This window comes from Burkholderia sp. GW821-FHT14F03, from assembly GCF_058803765.1.
In genome coordinates, this window is sequence record NZ_JBXAPG010000037.1 from 36,122 (window position 1) to 53,397 (window position 17,276).

Sequence of the window (17,276 nt, forward strand, 5' to 3'; positions counted from 1 at the left end):
CATCGTGTCTGGAAAATTCGTGGTCAGTCTGACTCGGGCCAAGGACGACACCGACCGCGCGACGGTCGCCTTCGTGGTCGCGAACGCCGCGGTCGCGAGCGAGAAGGACGTCGTCGTGTTCCTCAACATCGAAGGCACGCGCCTGTCGCAGCTCGGCTATGCGGACGAGATCCACGAAGCCGGCTTCGCGCCGCTCAAGGAACTGATGACGAGCTTCGTCGATGCGGGTGGCAAGATCTACGTCTGCTCGCCGTGCTTCAAGAAGCGCGCGCTCGACGAAAGCAAGCTGATTCCCGGCGCGCGCATCGTGGGCGGCGCGATGCTCGTGGAGTTCATGGGCGACGCCTGCCCGAGCCTCAGCTACTGAAGCGACGCGCGCCGCGACGTCGCCGCCGTGCCGCGTGACGCGCGGCGGCACGCTGTGCGAGCCGCCGCGCGGATCCCGCCGAACGACGTCCCGCGCGCGCCGCGCGCCGAGTACACCCCATGACCCCATCCGACCATCACGCGCACGCGCCCGACGTCAGCTTCGACGGCGGCGATCTCGATTGCGGCAACGGCCTGCTGCTGCTGATCCGCAAGCACATCGACCCGCTCGCGCGCGGGCAACTGCTCGAAATCCTGTCGACGGAGGCCACGGTCGAATCCGACCTGCCCGCGTGGTGCCGGATGACGCGCAACGAACTCGTGTCGTACACGCGGCGCGACCGGCAGTTCAGCTTCCTCGTCTGCAAGGGCAGCCTGTCGGAACGGACGCCGACGCCGGAGGCGGCCGCGCCGCGCGCGGCGGCCGCGATCGCGGTCGTGCCGGTGTCGATTCCCGCGTCGTTGCCGACGCCCGCGCCCGTCGCGCCGATCCGGCCGCTGTCGGTGATGGGCATCGGCAGCTGGCCGAGGCCGCGCTGGATGCTGCAGGCGCTGCACGAACACACGGAAGGCCGGCTCGACGACGCGGGCTTCGACGCGAGCGCCGACGATGCGGTGCAGCTGGCCGTCGCGGCGCAGCTGCGCGCGGGCGTGGACGTCGTGACGGACGGCGAGCAGCGGCGCGACAGCTACGCGAGCTTCGTCGGCGGGCTGCTCGACAACTGCCAGCTGATTCCGCTGACCGACCTGCTGCCGTATGTCGACGACCCGGAGGCGTTCGAGCAGGAGCTGCGCGCGCTCGACGTGCCGGCGGGCGAGGTGCGGCATCCGGCGGTGTTCGGGCCGCTGGGCCGGAGCCGGCCGCTCGCGGGCCGCGAACTGGCGTACCTGCGCACGCTCACGGACCGCCCGGCCAAGATCGCCTTGCCGGGACCGTACCTGCTGACCCGCACCATGTGGATGGAATGCATCTCGGATCGCGCGTACGCCGATCGCGAGACGCTCGCGGCCGATGTGGTGCGGGTGTTGCGCGAGGAACTGGCGGCGCTGCTCGCGGCGGGCGCGGCGCTCGTGCAGTTCGACGAACCGGTGCTGTCGGAGGTCGCGTTCTCGGGGGCGTCGAGCCAGCGCAGTTTCATGTGCGGCGCGCTGTCGGCGAAGAGCGATCCGGATACCGAGCTGGCGTTCGCGCGCGATCTCGTCAATGCCGTGGTCGAGGGTTTTCCGGCCGAGCGGGTGGCGCTGCACATGTGCCGCGGCAACTGGACGGCCGACGAGAGCAAGGCGCTCGCGGGCGACTACCGGCCGCTCGTCGGCACGCTCGGCGCGTTGAATGTCGGCACGCTGTTCCTCGAACTGTGCACGCCGCGCGCGGGCGAGATGGAGGTGCTGCGCAGCCTGCCGGACCGGCTGCGGATCGGCGTCGGGCTGTGCAACCAGAAGCACGCGCGGGTCGAGCCGCTGGACGAGATCCTGCGCCACGGCGAGCAGGCGATCCGCCTGTTCGGCGCGTCGCGCGTGCTGTTCAATCCGGACTGCGGATTCGCGACGTTCGCGGATGCGCCGGTCAACGGCAGCCGGATCGCGGAGGCGAAGCTGCGCACGCTCGCGGAAGCCGCGCGGCTGTTGCGCGAGCGGCACGGCGTGTAGCGGTTGCGCGCGGGGGCTTCGACGCGCCGGCCGGGCGGCGCACGCATGGAGCCCGCCCGTCGCCGGCAGCCCGTCGCCGACATCGAGCAGAGGGGCGGGCGGGCCATCATCCGGACGGCGATGCCGCCCGGATGATGGCCCGCCGATCAATTGAAGCGTCGACCCGCACCGCCTCGCCACGCCTCCCTACACCTCGGCATGCATGAGCTGCTCGTAGCGCGGCGCATGCAGGCCGTCGGCGCGTCCGGCGAAATACAGTTGCTCGGCGCGCGACGGCGCCAGGTGCGTCGCGGCCGTGAAACCGAGTTCGAGCAGCCACGCGCGCAGCGCCTCGGGTTCGAAGCGGGTGAGCCATGGTTCGTCATGCGATGCCGCGAGCGCCGTGTGCGCGAGCGAGACGTCGAGATCGACTCCGCTGAGCACCGCATCGGGCAGCACGAAGGCGAGCACGATGCCGCTGCCCGCGGGCAGGGTCAGCACGTCGCGCAGCGTCGCGGCGAGCGCCTCGCGCGTCAGGTACTGCGTCACGCCGAGCAGCGACAGGAAAGTCCGCGCATGCGGGTCGAATGCCACCGCCTCCAGGCCTTGCCGCAACGTGGTCCGCTCGAAATCGATCGGGCAGAAGGTGACGTTCGCGGGAACGGCCACGCGCCCGCGTCGCAGGGCGTGATGCTTGAGCGCCTGGGAGGCGGGATGGTCGACCTCGATCACCCGCACGTCGCGCGCCCACGCGGGCTGGCGATAAGCGAAGGTGTCGAGGCCCGCGCCGAGGATCACGTATTGCGTCACGCCGTCGGCGACCGCCTGCGCCAGCCGGTCTTCCGCATAGCGGCTGCGCAGCACGAGGATGGCGCGGGTCTGTTGCTGCACGGGTTGCCGGAACGTGTCGGCCTGCGCGCGGAGGTCGGTTTCGGCGGCGCCCTCGATCAAGCCGATCGAGACGGGGTCGTCGAGGATCTTCGGCGCCGCATCGAGGCATTGATGCGCGGCGCGGGCGATGGCGGTGTACGTGGCGGTCCAGCTGGCTTGTCCTTCTTGCATCGTTTTCCCCTTGGCGTGGGCGTGACCGCATGCAACGCGCGGGTCCGCCCAAACCGTATCGACATCGATGAAATGAGCAAACGCGGGCAAGTCGGGCGGGGGCGGGCGGGGGCCCGCCGACCTCGGATCCGCCGTCTTGCGCGCTTCTCCGGATAACCGCAGGCATGATGTCAGCACATTTGCGGGCGGCTGAACAAGTCCCGGCCGCATGGCCTCGCATGCCATACCGTCTGCATGGCGATTTGCGTAAGAATGACAAAATGGCATGTCGCATTATTGCAAGCACGACGCACTATCTCTTCCGCCCTGCCCGCCGCGCGTTAGTTTTTGAATGTCGCGGCCATTGAGTAAACCTATTTCCGCCGTCAGTTGAGAACCCGTACCATGCTCGGGCGACGCCCGGCGTGCGAGCCGAGCCGGGCGATCGTGTCCCCACGATCCAAGGAGAGCAGATATGTCGACTGAAACGAAGTGTCCGTTCAAGCATACCGCTGGCGGCGGCACATCGAACCGGGACTGGTGGCCGAAGCAACTGAACCTGAACCTCCTGCGCCAGCATTCCTCCCTGTCCGATCCGATGGACAAGGATTTCAACTACGCCGAAGCGTTCAAGCGCCTCGACCTCGCGGCCGTCAAGCGGGACCTGTTGGCGGTCATGACGAATTCCCAATCGTGGTGGCCCGCCGATTTCGGCCACTACGGTCCGCTGTTCATCCGCATGGCATGGCACAGCGCCGGCACCTATCGCACGGGCGACGGGCGCGGCGGCGCGGGCTCCGGCCAGCAACGTTTCGCACCGCTCAACAGCTGGCCCGACAACGTGAGCCTCGACAAGGCGCGCCGCTTGATCTGGCCGGTCAAGCAGAAGTACGGCCGCGCGCTGTCGTGGGCCGATCTGATCATCCTCACCGGCAACGTCGCGCTCGAATCGATGGGCTTCAAGACCTTCGGCTTCGGCGGCGGCCGTGTCGATGCGTGGGAGCCCGACCAGGACGTCTACTGGGGCGACGAGCATACCTGGCTCGGCGACGAGCGCTACAGCGGCGACCGCGACCTCGAGAATCCGCTCGCGGCGGTGCAGATGGGCCTGATCTACGTGAATCCGGAAGGGCCGAACGGCAATCCGGATCCGGTCGCGGCGGCCCGCGACATCCGCGAGACCTTCGCGCGCATGGCGATGAACGACGAGGAGACGGTCGCGCTGATCGCGGGCGGCCACAGCTTCGGCAAGACGCACGGCGCGGCGAGCGCGTCGCACGTGGGGCCGGAGCCGGAAGCGGCGGGCCTCGAACAGCAGGGCTTCGGCTGGAAGAACGACTTCGGCACCGGCAGCGGCGACGACGCCATCACGTCCGGCCTCGAAGTGATCTGGACCGCGACGCCGACGAAGTGGAGCAATCATTTCCTGGAAAACCTGTTCGATCTCGAATGGGAGCTGACCCAGAGCCCGGCCGGCGCGCATCAGTGGAAGCCGAAGGGCGATGCGGCCGCGGGCACCATCCCCGATCCGCACGATCCGTCGAAGCGCCGTTCGCCGTCGATGCTGACGACCGACCTGTCGCTGCGCTTCGATCCCGCCTATGAAAAGATCGCGCGCCGTTTCCGCGACCATCCGGACGAACTCGCCGACGCGTTCGCGCGCGCGTGGTTCAAGCTCACGCACCGCGACATGGGGCCGCGCGCGCGCTATCTCGGCCCGGAAGTGCCGAGCGAGGAACTGCTGTGGCAGGATCCGATTCCCGCGCCGAGCCATCCGCTCGTCGATGCGCAGGACGTTGCGGCGCTGAAGGCGAAGATCGATGCCGCGGGGCTGTCGGTGGCGCAGCTGGTGTCGACGGCATGGGCGTCGGCGTCCACGTTCCGCGGTTCCGACAAGCGCGGCGGCGCGAACGGCGCGCGCGTGCGGCTCGCGCCGCAGAAGGATTGGGCGGTCAACCAGCCCGACCAGCTGGCCGGCGTGCTGAAGACGCTCGAAGGGATCCAGGCCGGGTTCAACGGCGCGCAGGCCGGCGGCAAGCGGATCTCGCTCGCCGATCTGATCGTGCTGGCGGGCGGCGTGGGCGTCGAGCGCGCGGCGAAGAACGCGGGCCATGCGGTCACGGTGCCGTTCTCGCCGGGCCGCGCGGACGCTTCGCAGGCGCAGACCGATGTCGAGTCGTTCGCGGTGCTGGAGCCGATCGCGGACGGCTTCCGCAACTACGAGAAGGCGAAATTCACGGTGCCGGCCGAGGCGCTGCTCATCGACAAGGCGCAATTGCTGACCTTGACCGCGCCCGAAATGACGGTGCTGGTGGGCGGCCTGCGGGTGGTCGGCGCGAATGTCGGGGGGAGCCGGCATGGCGTGTTCACGCAAAAGCAGGATGCGTTGAGCAACGACTTCTTCGTGAACCTGCTCGACATGGCGACCGAATGGAAGCCGGTGTCGGGCGCGCAGGATGTCTTCGAAGGGCGCGACCGCGCGAGCGGACAGCTGAAGTGGACGGCCACGCGCGTCGATCTCGTATTCGGCTCGAACGCGGAGTTGCGCGCGCTCGCGGAGGTGTACGGCAGCACGGACGGGCAGGAGAAGTTCGTGCGCGACTTCGTGGCGGCCTGGAGCAAGGTGATGGACCTCGATCGCTTCGATCTCGCGTGAGCGACAGGCCGGGCGCGGGTGGCCCGGCTTGGAGGTGAAGCGGCCGGTCGGCATGACCGGCCGTTTTTTTTGCGCCGCGCGAGTGGGCGCGGCGGGTTGCCGATGCGAAGCGGGATCGTGAGCGACGCGATTCGAACCCCGGCGCGGACACAGGTCGATGCGTTGATGCGGCGGTTGGACTTCGCGATCGAAGGAGCAGGTTTTCTTCGATCAGGATTTTTCAACGACGCCTTGCCACAGCGCGCGAATGGCCGCGATGCCGTGCGCGCCCGCGTCGCGCGCGTCGGCCAGGGTCTCGGCGGACATCCCGCCCAGTGCATAGACGGGGATCGAGGTCAGGGCCGCGAGTTCGCGAAAGCGCGCCCAGCCGAGCGGAATGGCGGTGGGGTGCGTGGCGGTCGGCAGGACGGGCGAGAGCGTCAGCAAGTCGACCCCGATGCGCTCGGCATGCCGGATCTGATGTTCGTCGTGGCAGGCGGCGGACACGAGGCGCCCGGGAGGCAGCGGCCGGCTCGTGCAGGCCATCAGGCGCGTGCTGGTGAGGTGCATGCCGTCGGCGCGATGCGCACGCGCGACGTCGGGCGGCGCGTTCAGCAGCACGCGCGCGCCGTGTCGCCGGCAGCATGCGAGCGCCTCGTCGGCAAGCCACGCGTACTGCGCGGCCGTGACCGTCTTGGCGCGGAGTTGCAACAGGCGGACGCCCGTCGTCAAGGTCCGCTCCAGGTCCGCGATGAAATCCGTCAACGGCCGGCTCTCCGAGGGCTCGGGCGTGATGAGATAGGTCGACGGTAAGGCGTTCGAGCGCGTCATGGGTGACTGGAGAGGGGAGAACGCCGGACAAGGCCGTCGGCGTTCCGCGGGGCGTCTCGCACCGTCCTGCTTGCGGCCGACACGATCGAGACAGCGGCCACTATACGCCGGGTCGTGCGTTGACGTTTGCGCGCGCCCCCGCCATGTCGGCCCGAGCGCGACCACCGGCATGACAGCCGCACCGCGCTCGGCGACAATGACGTTTCCGTCTCCGCCCTTCACCCACGACTCACGCAGATGACGCCGACGCTCGACGCCCATGCCCTCCGCGAACTGGCCGCCCACGCAGAAGCCCACGCCTTCGCCGCCTGCAACTGCCAGAAGACGCCGCTCGACGGCTGGCAGTCCCAACCCCTGTCGCTCGACGAAGCTGCATTGACGCGGGTCGGCACGTTGCGCGCCGATGACGACGCGGATCCGTCCGATCGGGAATGGCTGCCGGACGGCGTCGGCTATTGGTCGCCGGACGCGCCCATCGCGCCGCGCTACTTCCCGTACAACCGCTGCGACGTGTGGGCGTGCCGCGACTGCGGCCGGCTGCTGCTGCGCTACACCGAAGGCGGCGGCTATTTCTTCGATCCGCGGATCCGCATGGTGCGCGCGAGCCTCGTGATCGACGCCGCGCTGTAGCTCAAAAGCAAAAATACGCGGCCCGGGTCGTCCCGTGCCGGCGCGCTGTGCGCGTCCCATGCCCGATGCCCGCGCGCGATGCGTCGTCGCGGGCATCGTCGTCGAACGCTATTGATCCGCGCGACGCCTGCCGAGCGGCGAGTGAGGGCGCCATATACATCCGCAGGAAAAATCGTGGGAAGCGCCGCACTGAACACGGCCGCTGTTGATGCTCGCCAATGACGTCGCCGGGTACGCCAATCCTGCTAATCACGCCTGTCACCCGCAATTCCATTGTGTAGAAATGTAGGGATAACAAACACATTAATGCACAAAAATTCATAAATTATGTTCTCCTTGAAAAGGAAAGATAATCGTATTGATTTTTTATTTTTTCGATGCCAATCTTTGGCCGTCAAGAAGGAGCGTCGAATGCATGCTTCTGCTTGATGAGGCCAATTCGCAGCAACATCGAAAGATAATGTTCATCCGGGGTGAATATTATTCTCCCGATGCTCGTTTTGTTTTCTGAGTCGCGATGCGGCGACAATAAAAATTGGTATGAATAAATTCGAGACGGCGTATGCGGATTCGCCATATGTAAGAGCTTGATGCCAGCGAGATTTTTCTGGTTGGCAGTGGCATCGGCAATTTGATTTACCCCGCATCTTCTTCTGGATGTGGGCGGGTGGCTATAGGGTGATGTTCAACACAAGGTGCTGCTCGCGGGACTGCCGCCATGAGGCCCGGCATCACCGATGGATAACCGTACTTCGGCTAAGAAATCTTCGTCGCAGACCCTTGGTTCAACGGGGATTTCCGTGCGAACTCTGACACAACAAACTTAATTATAAGAATGGCTACCTTAATAATTGGCAAATTGATTCACGTGGAGAATTCGCATGGCGACGCATAACAACCGCCACTGGGCGCCCCGCTCCACGTCGATGCTGCTGTTCCAACTCCTCGTCGTCGCCGCCGTGATTCCAAGGCCGGCCGCCGCACAGGCCGCGCCGTATCAGGAGCCCGGAAAACGCGGCGATCCCGCGAGCTGGCGCACGCCGGAGTTCACCAACGAATGGGGGCTCGGCGCGATGCACGCCGAGTATGCGTATGCGGCGGGTTTCACCGGCAAGAACATCGCGGTCGGAGTACTCGATTCAGGCTATTACGCACAACATCCCGAACTGTCCGCCAGCCGTTTCGTGCCCGTCACCGTCGACGGCGTGTCGGGTGTGCTGAATGCGAAGAACAACAATCACGGCACGTTCGTGAGCGGCGTGATCGGGGGGGCTCGCGATGGTGTCGGGATGCACGGCGTCGCGCCCGACGCGACGGTCTACGAGGGCAACACCAATGCGACCGACGGCTTCCTGTTCGGTGTGTCGGATCCGAAATTCCCGACGTCGAACGCGAAATACTTTGCCGACGTCTACGACGCGCTTGCGGCGAAGGGCGTACGCATCATCAGCAACAGTTGGGGTTCGCAGCCGGACGAAGAAGACTACAGCACGCCCGCGACTATCACCGACGCATACAAGTTGCACGAGGCGGTGCGCACGCAGACCGGACAGGGCACGTGGCTCGATGCGGCGGCAAAGGTGTCACGCGGCGGCGTGGTCAACAATTTCAGCGCCGGCAATACTGGTTACGACAACGCGAGCCTGCGCGGCTCGTATGCATACTTTCATCCGGAACTGGAAGGACACTGGATGACGACGACGGGCTACGACCAGCAGAGCGGGCAAGTCTACAACCAGTGCGGCATCGCGAAATGGTGGTGCGTGATGGCGCCGACAGGCGTGCCGTCCACGTCGTATTCGGGCCGTTCGTCCGCGCCGACGGGCGCGGTCTACGCGAACTTCAACGGCACGTCGGCCGCCGCGCCGCACGCGTCTGCGGCGCTCGCGCTCATCATGGAGCGGTTTCCGTACATGACGAGCGAGCAGGCGCTGTCGGTGATGTTCACCACCGCGCAGAACATGGAGCCGGACCCGAGCCGGCCGGATTACGACAGCAACAACAGCCTGTATTCGCCCGTCCACCCCGCAAAGCCGGGAACGACGAACGTGCCGAACACGTTTGGCGGCTGGGGGCTCGTCGACCTGCGCAAGGCCATGAACGGGCCGGGGCAACTGCTCGGCACGTTCCGCGCCGCGCTGCCGACCGGCGTCGCCGACGCGTGGTCGAACGACATCTCGGACGTTGCACTCGCGGCACGCAAGATCGAGGACGACGCCGAGCATCGCGCGTGGCTCGGCACGCTGAAGGCGAAGGGCTGGGAGCAGGGGCTGCCCGCCGCTGCGAGCGATGGCGACAAAGTGGATTATGCGACGGGCGTCGCTCGCGAGGCGGCTTATCAGGCCCGCGAATACCAGGGCAGTCTCGTGAAATCGGGCGGGGGCGTATTGACGCTCGCGGGGGCGAACACCTACCGCGGGCTGACGACCGTCGACGGCGGCGAACTGCGGATCGATGGCTCGATCGCGTCCGGCGCGGTGGTCAACGCAGCTGGACGGCTCACGGTGAACGGCCGTACGGCCGACGTCGCGGTGAACGGAGGCGTCGCGACGATCGCGGGTACGAGTGCGCGTCTGTCGATCGACCAGGCGGGCGCCGCCGCCGTGAAAAGCACGGGAACGACGGGCGATGTGCTGCTGACGAACGGCGTCGCCGCGCTGGGGGGCGTGAGCGGCAACGTGAATATCAAGGCGCTCGGCGTGGCCGCGATCACGGGTCGGACTGGCAACGTCATGGTCGATGGCGGACGCGCGTCGCTCGACGGCGCGAGCGGCGATGTATCGGTCGGGAACGGTGGCCTCGTGAACGGCAACGGCGCGATGCGCTCGCTGACCGCGACGGCGGGCGGCACCGTCGCGCCGGGGCACTCGATCGGCGCGCTGTCGGTGGCGGGCGACGTGCGTTTCGCACCGGGCTCGACCTACGCGGTCGAGTTGTCGCCGAGCGGCGCGAGCGACCGGATCGACGCGGGCGGCAAGGCGCGCGTGGCGGGCGGAGCGTTGAGCCTCGCGCTCGAGAACGCACCGCCGCCGTTGAGTGCGGAACAGTCGCGCGCCGTGCTGGGACGTCGCTTCGACATCTTCAACGCGGCGGGCGGTGTCGAAGGCCAATTCGCCGCGCCCGGCGGTTATCTGTTCGTGTCGCCGGCGCTGACGTATGGTCCGACGAGCGTCAGTCTGGTCGTGAACCGCAGCGCCACGCCGTTCGCGAGCGTCGCGCGCACGGACAACGAACGCGGCGTCGCGAACGCGCTGGAGACGTTGAATCCGGGCAGCGCTGTATACAACAGCGTGCTGTTCGCGACTTCCGCACTGGCGCCGCAGGCGACGCTCGCTCAATTGACGGGCGAGATCTACCCGGCCGCTTATGCGACGCTCATCAACGAAAGCCGGCAGGTGCGCGACGCGGTGCTCGACCGAATCGCGACGACGCGTGACGCGGTCGCGTCGCAGCCCAGCGTCTGGGCGCGATTGCTGGGTTCATGGGGTAGCGCGCGCGGCGATGGCGTCAGCGGCTACACCAGCTCGACGGGGGGCTTTCTCGCAGGCACGGACGCGGCGGTGCGCGACGACGTCCGTGTGGGCGGCCTCACGGGCTATAGCCACAGCGGCGTCAGCCTGCGCGGTGCACCGTCCTCTGCCTCGTTCGACAGCTTTCATCTCGGCGGGTATGCTGCGTGGCAACCCAATGCATTCGGGTTGCGCGCGGGCGTGGTGCACGCATGGCACCGAGGTGGCGTTGACCGCTACGTTCAGTACGGCGCAACGTCGGAAAACGAGACTGGCACGCTGAACGCCGAGACGACCCAGGTGTTCGCCGAGGCGGCCTACCGGCTCGCGACCGGAGGCGCGGCCGAGGTCGAGCCATTCGGCCGGTTCGCGTACGTTCACCTCACAAACAATGGGATGACCGAGACTGGCGGCGCGGCCGCGGTGCGCGTGCAGGAAGGCAGCAACGACGTGTCGTTCTCGACGCTCGGCGTGCGCGGCACGACGCGGTTGGCGTTGACGTCGGCGCTGCAGCTTACGCTGCAGGGCAGCGTGGGGTGGCAGCATGCGTTGACGAGCGGCCGTCCGGTCGCGACACTCGCGTTCGCGTCTGGCAGCAGCGGGTTTACGGTCGCGAGCGTACCGGTTGCGAAGGACGCGGCGGTGGTCAGCGTGGATGCCGGCTTCGCGTTCGGCAAGGGTGGCCGCGCGAGCATCGGGTACTCGGGCGCGCTGGCGAGCCGCCAATCGGATCACGCGGTGCAAGGCAATCTGAGCTGGAAATTCTGAACGGCGGGCGGCCGCCGCCTGCGGTCATCGACGGAGTAGGGATGAATCTCGACACCCTGCCAGGCGCGAGGCGCGCCTGGCAAGACATCACCATCATCGACGACCTGCTGCCCCGCGACGAGCAGGCGGCGGTCTATCAATTCCTGTCGGACGGTGCGTGGCACCACGGCTGGCGCTCGCACAACGGAGCCGGTGCCGAATCATTCTGGAACCGGCACTTCGCCGGATCGCGGGATCCTGTGCAGCGAGACGGGCATCACGACGCAAGCCATGAACTGGCCGCCTGCGCGCCGCTGTTGCACGCGTGCTGGCAGCGCGTCGCGCGGTCGTATCTGCCGCGTCATGCGCTGCAGAGCTGCTACGCGAACGGCTTGCCCTACGGCACCGATGGAGCGGTGCATACCGATTCACTCGCGATGGGTGCCTGCACGGCGGTGTACTACCCGCACGAACACTGGGATCCGGATTGGGGAGGCGAAACGGTCCTCTTCAACAAGGACCGGACGGACATTCTGGCGGCGATCTATCCGAAACCGAATCGGCTGCTGGTTTTTCCCGGTTTCGTCTACCATGTCGCGCGCGGTGTGTCGCGCACCTGCCCGACGATGCGCATCACGCTGATGTTCAAGACGCAGAGTGGCGCGATCAACGCTTGCGATGATTCACCGATGAAAAAGCCCGAGGAAAAATAAGCTTGGCAAACCGTCGGTCAGACGACCCACTGCCCGGAAAACCGCCACGGTTTCCCGCGATGAACCAAAAAAAAGCCGCTCCCAAGGGTGGGTAAGGGAAGGGGAGCGGCCCGTCGAATGCCGGTGGTGTGGCCGGCGATCAGAACTTGTAGGTGGCGCCGACCTGCACGAAGCGGCCGTAGTACATGTACAGCGACTGGTCATACCCGCCCTGGCTGAGCGCGTTCTGCCAGACCGGATCGAACGGCGGCGCACGGTTGAAGATGTTGTTGATGCCGCCGTACAGCGTCCAGTTCTTGAAGCCGTTGTAGTTCACGAACAGGTTGAACTGGCTGTACGACGCCACGCTGTCCTCGGCCGGCGACGGCGCGGCGACGCCGAGCGCCTGCGAGTACGGTCCCGTGTATTCCCAGGTCAGCGTCGCGCTCCACTTGTGGTACGCCCAGTTCAGCGACGTATTGCCCTTCCAGCGCGGGAAGCTCGCGCCGAACGGCTGCGTGATCGCGAAGTTGTTGCCCGCCGAGTCGACCGTCGGGCTGCCCGGGAAGCCGATCTTGAAGTGATGCACGTAGGCCCAGTCCGCCGACAGCGTGAAGGTCCCGATCTTGGTCGGCAGCGCCTGGCGGAAGGTGCCTTCGAAGCCGTCGGTTTCGAGCGTGCCGAGGTTCTGGTACGGCAGGATCACGTAGGTGATCTGCCCCGTCACCGGATCGCGGACGACCTGCGACGGGTTGTTGGCGGCCACCACCGTGTTCAGGTTGGCCTGGCCGATCACGTTGTCGATGAAGATCTTGTAGAAATCGAAGCCGAAGTCGGTGTTGCGGGTCGGCGAGGTCTCGAAGCCGATGTTGATGTTGCGGGTGCGCTCGGGCTGCAGGCTCGTGTTGCCGGTCTGCAGCGTGTTCACGAGGGTGTTGCCGTATTGCTGCAGGCCGATGTTCTGCGACGGCGTGTTCTCCACGAAGGTCGGCGCGCGGAAGCCGCGATTGTACGAACCGTACATCGTGAATTCCTTGATCGGCTGGTAGCGCAGCGCGAAGCGCGGCGAGAACGCGCCGCCGAAGTCGCTGTAGTGATCGTAGCGGCCCGACTGGCTGAAGGTCAGGTTGCGGATGATCGGAATGTCGAACTGGTAATACACCGCCGCGACGTTGCGCGAGCCGCTGACCGACTGCGTGAGCGGGTTCAGGACCAAGCCTTCGAGCGACGGCGCGCTCTGGCCGATGAATTCGCTTTCATGCAGGAACTGCGCGCCGAGGCCGAAGCCCACGTCTCCCGTCGGCAGCTTGAACAGGTTCGGCGTCGACAGCGTCGCGTCGATCGCGTCGAGCTTCGACACGCCCTGGTTGCCGGTCTGCATGTACAGCCCGTTGAACGCGTTCGGCGTCGCGGACGGGTTCGCGAAGTTCAGCGTGCCGTTCTGGTACATGTTGTTCACCACGCTCGCGTTCAGCACGTTGTTGAGCGTGTTGGTCACGATGCTCTGCGAATGGCTGTACGCGGTCGACCAGTCCCAGTCGCCGTACGGCATCGTGAACGATCCCTTCACGCCGGTCGCGAAGCGCCAGAAGGTCGAACGCGTGACGTCGGAGTCCGTGCCCGGGAACGTGTACGCGAGCGGCGTCGCGGCGCCGGTCGTGTTGTACGGGTTGCTGACCGGCACGACGCTGTTGAACTGGCTCAGCTGGCCGGTCGCCGGGTTGAGCGTGAGCGTCGGCGAGGACGGGCTGCCGACGGTCGCGACGCCGTTGTTCTGGTCGGTGTTGTTCGAGCTGACCCACAGGTCGCCGAACGCGGTGATCGCGTCGTTGACCTTGAAGTCCGCGTGCACCTTCGCGCTGAGCCGCTCGGTCCACGGCGCGATCGAGGTGGATTCGCCCGAGTTCGCGCCGCAGATCGTGCCGCCCATGCCGGCGCCCGCGGTCAGATAGTTGCTCGCGGCGGGCTTCACCGAGCCGCCGAACGGGCAGCCGGCGAGCGCCTGCGCGGTCGCGCCGCCGTTGGTCTGCCAGAACGAAGGCGCGAGCAGCGACAGGCCGCCCGGCTGGCCCGTGAAGTCCTGGTTCTTGGTGGTGTCGCGATCGGCGATCGTGAAGCCGGTCGCGCGGTAGAAGCTGGCGGCCGCCGTCACGTTGAAGCGGTCCGCGTTGAGGTCGCCGAAGCCGCCGAGGATGCTGAACTTGGTGGTGCCCTGGCCGCCCTGGGTCGCGCCGCCGTAGCTGCCGTCGAGCTGCAGGCCCTGGAAGTTCTTCTTCGTGATGATGTTGACCACGCCCGCGATGGCGTCGGAGCCGTACTGCGACACCGCGCCCGTCTTGACGATCTCGATGTGGTCGATGATGTTGAGCGGCAGCGTGTTCAGGTCGAAGAACGTATCCGTGCCGTTCGACGCGAACGCATACGGCGCGACCCGCTGGCCGTCCACCATCACCAGCGTGTATTTCTCGGAGAGGCCGCGCAGCGCGATGCCCGCGCCGCCCGCGGCGAAGCCGTTGGTCTGGCCTTCGCTCCAGCTGCTCGCCGAGTTGGCCGACACGCCGCGCATGAAGTCCGCGACGTTGGTGTAGCCGCTCTCCTGGATCTCCTTCTGGCTGACCGTCTGCACCTGGTTGAAGCCGACCTTGTCGGCGCTGCGGATCAGCGAGCCTGTCACTTCGAAGCGCTTGATCTGCGCGACGTTGCCCTGGCCGGCCTTGACCGGGGCGGCGGGCGCGGCGGCCGCGTCCGAGGCCGGCGCGGCCGCGTCGGCCGGCACGACGGAGGGTGGGGCGGCCTGCGCGACGGTGGTCGGCGCCTGCTTGGCCACTTCGGCCGCGACCGCGACGGCGCCCGGCGCGGGCTGGCTTTGCGCGAACGCCGGCGACGCCAGCGTGGCTGTCAACGCAAGCTCCGCCCACACGATTCTTCTGATCGCCACCGCCAATGCTCGTTGTTTCATCTTGCTCCTCTCACTCGTCGGTAAGACCCCATCCGCCGCGTACGCCGGGGCCTCGTTACCCCGGGGTCCGGATCTCGGCGCTCTTATGCGATGCACGATCGCTGCCTGCACCCCTACTGCCTGATACCTGTGGACACGGCGCCGTCATTGAATGCGTCGGTTCATTGCTTGAATAAATGATTCGTTATGCGAAATTATCTATAGAGAAATCAACCCGCATGCAGATGAATATCCGGCGGGACATGATTTTCGATGGGAAAGAGGAGGTCGAAATCGATTGCGACGAGCCATCAATCAAATGAAGAGGAATCCTTACATTTTGATTGATGCTTGCCTGCAATTCGATTGAATGTCGGGAACCCCACCTCTGTCGCGTCCGCCGGTCGCATCGTCGCGTTCGCCGGCGGCTTTTTCGTCATGTACCGCGCTGCCCTTTCCAGGCTGTCCGGTGCATTCGTCAGGCCGTCCGGCAAGGGCGGGGCGGCGTCTCGGAATGGTGACCGAACTGGCTGGTCGGGTGCCGAAACCATAGCAAGACAGAAACGCGTGGTCAAAATATGTTTGATGCGGACGAATTGTTTTTGATTCGTCTGATTAAGCCGGATTGCATAATCCTTACGTTTATTTTGTAGATACGGAATGACGCTATCGGCCACGCAGTTGAAGAATAAGGCGATTTGCCGCGTTCGGTTCTCGCCGCAAGGAATGGTCTGAATTACAAATCGGACATGCGCTGTCTTGTGGCTGGCTTGATGTGACGGCAAGGGCGCAAGCGTTACGTCATGCAGCGTGCCTGCATGGGGTCGAGTATAGGTAGCGTAAGAACAAAAAACAGCGCCGCGCGCGAAGTAGTCGAGCGCTTATTCGAATTCGCTGAATGATGCGGCGCGGAACGACGCGCGGCGAAATGCGCGAGGCGCGTACCGCCGCGAAGCGCGCACCGGGGAGGGGCGCTTCGCGGCGATGCGGCATTACTTCGGCAGGTTGGCGATCCGCTTGCGGAAGGTCGCGAGGATGCGTTGCTCGAGCGCGACGTAGTCGCGGCCGAAATGGTGATCGCCCTGTGTGGGGATCACGTCGACGCCGGTGCCGGTGAGCGCCGGGCACAGCGAGTCCTTCTCCGTCGCGCCGTAGAAGCACTGCACGGCGGCAGGCGGCAGCTTCGCGAGTTCCGGCCGCGCGGGCAGCGCCTTGTCGCTGGCCGGCATGCCGAGCCAGCCGGTCACGCGGATCTGGAAATCGGCGGCGGGCGCGAGGCCGAGCAGCGAGATCACCCGGACCTTGTCCTTCAGGTCGTCCGGCAGGCGGTTGTACGCGAACGGCATCACGTCCGCGCCGAACGAATAGCCGATCAGCGCGACGTGGCGCGCGTGCCAGCGCTTCATGTAGGTGCGCATCACGCGCGCGAGGTCGCGGCTCGTCTGCGCGGGCGGCTTCTCGCTCCAGAAGTAACGCAGGCTGTCCCAGCCGACCACCGACACACCGTCCTTCTGCAATGCCTCGGCGATCGTCTTGTCGAGATCGCGCCAGCCGCCGTCGCCCGAGATGACGATGGCCAGCAGGCCGTCCGGATCGGGCTGGCGCGCGGGCAGCGGCACGAGCGGCAGGTCCGAGACGTCGAGTTCGTCGGCGCTGCCGTCGCGCAGGTGCGGCGCGACGAGCGCCGCGACCTTCGCGGCGTCGCCCGTGGGCGCGCTCTCGACGAAGCCGGGTGTCGCGCGGCGGCTGACCGACGGATCGGGCTGGCAGGGCTTGAAGCGCGGATCGAGCGGACGCGATGCGCCCACCGCGACCGCGCCGGCGATGGTGTTCTCCGGCGCCTGCTGCAGGATGCGCCGCGCCAGTTCACCGCCCTGGCCGCTGCCCGCGACGATCGGCGCGAAATAGCGCGGCGAGCGGATCTGCCGCTCGAGCTGATGGCTGACCGCTTCGGCGTCGCCGTCCAGGTGATGACATGCCTCGACCTTTTGCGCGAGATTCGCCGCATAGCGCGGCGTATCGACGCCGACCACCATCGCGCCCGCGTTCGCGAGCGTGTCGGCGGCTGTCTGGTCGCTCGCGCGCCAGCCGCCCTCATCGGAGAACAGCACGACGAAACCGCGCATCGCGCCGGCCGGACGGGTGACGCTCACGTCGCCGTAACGTCCGCCGGACATCGTTTCCGGCTGCGCGGCATGCGCCAGCGCGACCGTTGCCGCCATCGTCGCGCCTACGAATGCGCGCCGCCAAACTGAATA

11 protein-coding genes are annotated in these 17,276 nt (G+C 66.7%); 6 read left to right on the plus strand and 5 right to left on the minus strand.

Annotated elements, in window-relative coordinates:
* Positions 1 to 19: 19 nt before the first annotated feature.
* Positions 20 to 367, plus strand: a complete 348-nt coding sequence (locus AC1RQF_RS23480) for a DsrE family protein (RefSeq protein WP_492873075.1) — start codon at positions 20 to 22, stop codon at positions 365 to 367.
* A 119-nt stretch (positions 368 to 486) separates the two neighbouring features.
* Positions 487 to 2,016 carry a sulfurtransferase TusA family protein gene (locus AC1RQF_RS23485; protein ID WP_492873076.1) on the plus strand — a complete coding sequence of 510 codons (1,530 nt, stop codon included), beginning with the start codon at positions 487 to 489 and terminating at the stop codon, positions 2,014 to 2,016.
* Between the two features lie 186 nt (positions 2,017 to 2,202).
* Here AC1RQF_RS23485 and AC1RQF_RS23490 read toward each other — a convergent pair whose 3' ends face one another.
* Positions 2,203 to 3,057 (minus strand): class I SAM-dependent methyltransferase, encoded by an 855-nt coding sequence (locus tag AC1RQF_RS23490; RefSeq protein WP_273996929.1) that lies wholly within the window; start codon positions 3,055 to 3,057, stop codon positions 2,203 to 2,205.
* 454 nt (positions 3,058 to 3,511) lie between these two features.
* On the opposite strand from AC1RQF_RS23490, the gene katG reads away from it, so the two are divergent.
* Positions 3,512 to 5,692 carry a catalase/peroxidase HPI gene (gene katG, locus AC1RQF_RS23495; RefSeq protein ID WP_492873077.1) on the plus strand — a complete coding sequence of 727 codons (2,181 nt, stop codon included), beginning with the start codon at positions 3,512 to 3,514 and terminating at the stop codon, positions 5,690 to 5,692.
* A gap of 210 nt (positions 5,693 to 5,902) precedes the next feature.
* Here katG and AC1RQF_RS23500 read toward each other — a convergent pair whose 3' ends face one another.
* Complete coding sequence (locus tag AC1RQF_RS23500; protein WP_273996927.1) at positions 5,903 to 6,502, minus strand: thiamine phosphate synthase; 600 nt, start codon at positions 6,500 to 6,502, stop codon at positions 5,903 to 5,905.
* 237 nt (positions 6,503 to 6,739) lie between these two features.
* Between AC1RQF_RS23500 and AC1RQF_RS23505 the strand changes: the two genes are divergently transcribed.
* The 3 genes from AC1RQF_RS23505 to AC1RQF_RS23515 all read left to right on the plus strand — a co-directional run bounded on the left by AC1RQF_RS23505 (position 6,740) and on the right by AC1RQF_RS23515 (position 12,101).
* A complete protein-coding gene (locus AC1RQF_RS23505; protein WP_273996926.1) occupies positions 6,740 to 7,132 on the plus strand; it encodes a hypothetical protein in 393 nt (130 codons plus the stop codon).
* 875 nt (positions 7,133 to 8,007) lie between these two features.
* Positions 8,008 to 11,409, plus strand: coding sequence for an autotransporter domain-containing protein (locus AC1RQF_RS23510; protein ID WP_492873090.1), 3,402 nt, complete (start codon positions 8,008 to 8,010; stop codon positions 11,407 to 11,409).
* A 41-nt stretch (positions 11,410 to 11,450) separates the two neighbouring features.
* Positions 11,451 to 12,101, plus strand: a complete 651-nt coding sequence (locus AC1RQF_RS23515; RefSeq protein WP_273996925.1) for a 2OG-Fe(II) oxygenase — start codon at positions 11,451 to 11,453, stop codon at positions 12,099 to 12,101.
* A gap of 139 nt (positions 12,102 to 12,240) precedes the next feature.
* Here AC1RQF_RS23515 and AC1RQF_RS23520 read toward each other — a convergent pair whose 3' ends face one another.
* From AC1RQF_RS23520 to AC1RQF_RS23530, 3 genes are all read right to left on the minus strand, one after another.
* On the minus strand, positions 12,241 to 15,039 hold the full coding sequence (locus tag AC1RQF_RS23520) for a TonB-dependent receptor (protein WP_273996924.1): 2,799 nt from the start codon (positions 15,037 to 15,039) through the stop codon (positions 12,241 to 12,243).
* Between the two features lie 290 nt (positions 15,040 to 15,329).
* Positions 15,330 to 15,803, minus strand: coding sequence for a hypothetical protein (locus tag AC1RQF_RS23525; protein ID WP_273996923.1), 474 nt, complete (start codon positions 15,801 to 15,803; stop codon positions 15,330 to 15,332).
* 207 nt (positions 15,804 to 16,010) lie between these two features.
* Positions 16,011 to 17,240, minus strand: coding sequence for a virulence factor family protein (locus AC1RQF_RS23530; protein ID WP_273998430.1), 1,230 nt, complete (start codon positions 17,238 to 17,240; stop codon positions 16,011 to 16,013).
* Positions 17,241 to 17,276 lie beyond the last annotated feature (36 nt).

Bases quoted from the DNA above. Each gene is read 5' to 3' on its own strand.
- AC1RQF_RS23485 (WP_492873076.1), top strand. From the start codon at position 487: ATGACCCCATCCGACCATCACGCGCACGCGCCCGACGTCAGCTTCGAC.
- AC1RQF_RS23490 (WP_273996929.1), bottom strand. From the start codon at position 3,057: ATGCAAGAAGGACAAGCCAGCTGGACCGCCACGTACACCGCCATCGCC.
- katG (WP_492873077.1), top strand. From the start codon at position 3,512: ATGTCGACTGAAACGAAGTGTCCGTTCAAGCATACCGCTGGCGGCGGC.
- AC1RQF_RS23500 (WP_273996927.1), bottom strand. From the start codon at position 6,502: ATGACGCGCTCGAACGCCTTACCGTCGACCTATCTCATCACGCCCGAG.
- AC1RQF_RS23505 (WP_273996926.1), top strand. From the start codon at position 6,740: ATGACGCCGACGCTCGACGCCCATGCCCTCCGCGAACTGGCCGCCCAC.
- AC1RQF_RS23515 (WP_273996925.1), top strand. From the start codon at position 11,451: ATGAATCTCGACACCCTGCCAGGCGCGAGGCGCGCCTGGCAAGACATC.
- AC1RQF_RS23520 (WP_273996924.1), bottom strand. From the start codon at position 15,039: ATGAAACAACGAGCATTGGCGGTGGCGATCAGAAGAATCGTGTGGGCG.
- AC1RQF_RS23530 (WP_273998430.1), bottom strand. From the start codon at position 17,240: ATGGCGGCAACGGTCGCGCTGGCGCATGCCGCGCAGCCGGAAACGATG.